This is a genomic window from Sporosarcina sp. P26b (assembly GCF_002743245.1).
GTDB lineage: Bacteria > Bacillota > Bacilli > Bacillales_A > Planococcaceae > Sporosarcina > Sporosarcina ureae_C.
This window is the reverse complement of record NZ_PDYW01000054.1, coordinates 1-2458: the sequence shown is the minus strand read 5'-3', so window position 1 is coordinate 2458 and position 2458 is coordinate 1. Positions and strand designations below refer to the sequence as shown.

The following is a 2458-nucleotide window of genomic DNA, read 5'->3' as shown; positions in this document are numbered from 1 at the left end:
TTGTAAGCGTCAAAAAATGAACACGTTGTTTCATATAAAAGAAAATGCCCCAAAGAATCGATTAAAGATTCTTCGGGGCATTTTCTATTTCTTTGACTGGATATAACAATTCTTTGGTAAGGTCTTCGACCAAGGCATCAAGTCTTCAAACTCCTCGATTTTTTCAAGATTACGTTGAGGAAGTTCTTCGAAAAGGAACTGCAGGTAGAAGAAGGGGTTTATGCCATTCTCTTTTGCGGTCTCTACGAGACTATAGGCGATTGCACTTGAAGTAGCACCTCTTGTGGAAACTGCAAAAAGCCAGTTTTTTCTACCGATTACGAAAGGTTTTATTGATCGCTCTGCTCGATTATTGTCGATCTCGATACGACCATCTTTCATAAATGTTATCAGTTTAGGCCATTGTTTAAGCGTATAGGAGATGGCAGTCCCAGTTGCAGTCTTCGGAGCGACAATTTCTTTTTGTTCTTTTAGCCATACCAAAAAATCATCCAGCACAGGCTGACTGTCGTTTTTCCTTATTTCAAGTCGTTCTTCAGGCATTTTATCTTTCGTCTTGCGTTCAATTGCGAACAATCGGTTGCAGAAATCGAGTCCCTTTTTAGCGACCGTCGTTCGACCTGCACCAGCTGGCGCACCTTTTAATGCCTTGAGTGCCTCATCGAATTTACGGCGAGCATGGGCCCAGCAGCCAGCGAGCTCCACATTTTGAATAGACTCGTAGGCTGCATAGCCATCCACATGGAGATAACCCTGGTAGCCTTTTAAAAACTTTTGCGGATTCTCTTTGACACGACTTGCTTGATAATCAAAGAGTACGATCGGTGTCTTAGAGTCTCTACCTGTCCGATAAAGCCACATATAGGATTTTGATTCCGCCCTTTTCCCTGGTTCGTCGAGAACTTGCAGGACAGTTTCGTCCGCATGGAGAACCTTTTCCTCACGAAGACGACGATAGAGTTCATCATAGAACGGCTTGAGCCATCGCGTCGTACTCGAAAGCATCCAGTTCGATAGCGTCTGTCGATTCAATGGAATGCCCATCCGTTCGAGTTGTTTCTCTTGTCGATAAAGAGGAAGCCCATCAGCAAACTTCTGCGTCATCACGTATGCAATGGCAGATGGAGACGCTAATCCCTTCGGGATCACCGGGTTCGGCATCTCAGCTTTCTTAATAGGCGTTTTGATCGCATGTTCTTCACAATGACGGCAACTGTAGATATGCTGCACATGTTCGACAACTGTTACTTGCGCCGGGATGATCTTCAGTTCTTTGCGTATCTGTGTGCTCATCTCGTGCATGGAATGATCGCATTCTAAACAGACCTTCTCCGAATCAGAGAGGTCATAGTGAATCGTCTCGACCGGCAGGTCTTTCAACTTATCTGCACGTCCGATTCTCTTCTTGCGTTTATAGTTTATCGTCTCAAGCGTAGGCTCTACAAGAAGGATCGCTGAAGAAACTTCTACCTCATTGAACAACGGTAATTCAAACTGGTCCTTGTTCGTCTTCTCACTAGAAGTTCCGAAGCGTTTCTGTTGGAGTAGAGTGAACTGTTGCTTGTACCATTCCATCTGAGCCTCAAGCTTTTTCTTCTCTTGCTCGAGTTGTTCGTTCTTCTTCTCGAGCTCTTCAATTGTAAGTTGGGTTTTCTTGTCTGATTTTCTCATAGGAACAATAATAGCATAAAATTATTCCAAGGAGTAGACTCAAATTACTTTTTTCGCCGAGACTGAAGGGTGTGCGTCACGTTGGTTCAACGGTAACCCATCCAGGAGCCAGTTCAACTGTCGGCTCGAAATGGAAAGTGGTTGAACAGACTCAAGATCCGGCCAATCGAACAGCCCTTTCTCGAGTCTTCGGTAATAGAGCCAGAATCCATTGTGATCCCAGAATAGAATCTTGAGTTTATCTCTCTTCCGATTACAGAAGACAAAAAGTGCTTTGGAGAAAGGATCAAGTTGGAACAGCTCTTGGACAATGACAGCTAGTCCGTCAATCGACTTCCGAAGATCTGTCGGACCAGCAGCCAGATAGACGCGCCCAACGGCGCGATCATTCATCATATCTGACGTAGCGTCCGGATCACTTGAAGTAACAGAGTTTCATCATAGCCACTTGTCACCTCGATATCCACATGATTTACTTTCAAGGAAATCGAGTTCTCTATCGATTCTTCCACTACACAGGAGACCCAACTGGTCTCCTGACGTGCGGTATGATTAACTGGTGACTGCTTCCTTAGCCAATACTTCATATTGTGCACGGCAACCTCTGCAGTTTCACACCATTCAGAAAGCGCTAGTCCACTGTTTTGATATTCATCGATCTTCGCAGACCAGTATGCTTCTTTCTCTTTTCTTTTCAAATAAATACCTCCCAAAATGTGTTCTATGGGAGGAGTATCTCACGAATCTTCTTCTATTAATATGTGTTCACTATTTGACGCTTACGATC

The 2458-nt window shown here is 44.3% G+C and carries 3 protein-coding genes; all 3 read right to left on the bottom strand.

Translation table 11 applies throughout. The features are described 5' to 3' along the window. Nucleotides 1–84: 84 nt before the first annotated feature. Genes tnpC through tnpA form a run of 3 tightly spaced genes read right to left on the bottom strand, consistent with a single transcriptional unit; the run spans nucleotide 85 to nucleotide 2369 of the window. Nucleotides 85–1671, bottom strand: coding sequence for an IS66 family transposase (gene tnpC / locus CSV69_RS16375; RefSeq protein ID WP_099693988.1), 1587 nt, complete (start codon nucleotides 1669–1671; stop codon nucleotides 85–87). A 39-nt stretch (nucleotides 1672–1710) separates the two neighbouring features. Further along, a complete protein-coding gene (gene tnpB, locus CSV69_RS16370; RefSeq protein ID WP_085426923.1) occupies nucleotides 1711–2067 on the bottom strand; it encodes an IS66 family insertion sequence element accessory protein TnpB in 357 nt (118 codons plus the stop codon). Further along, nucleotides 2064–2369 carry an IS66 family insertion sequence element accessory protein TnpA gene (gene tnpA, locus CSV69_RS16365; protein WP_085426922.1) on the bottom strand — a complete coding sequence of 102 codons (306 nt, stop codon included), beginning with the start codon at nucleotides 2367–2369 and terminating at the stop codon, nucleotides 2064–2066. The genes tnpB and tnpA overlap by 4 nt, the downstream gene beginning before the upstream one ends. Nucleotides 2370–2458 lie beyond the last annotated feature (89 nt).

Bases quoted from the DNA above. Each gene is read 5' to 3' on its own strand.
- tnpC (WP_099693988.1), bottom strand. From the start codon at position 1,671: ATGAGAAAATCAGACAAGAAAACCCAACTTACAATTGAAGAGCTCGAG.
- tnpB (WP_085426923.1), bottom strand. From the start codon at position 2,067: ATGATGAATGATCGCGCCGTTGGGCGCGTCTATCTGGCTGCTGGTCCG.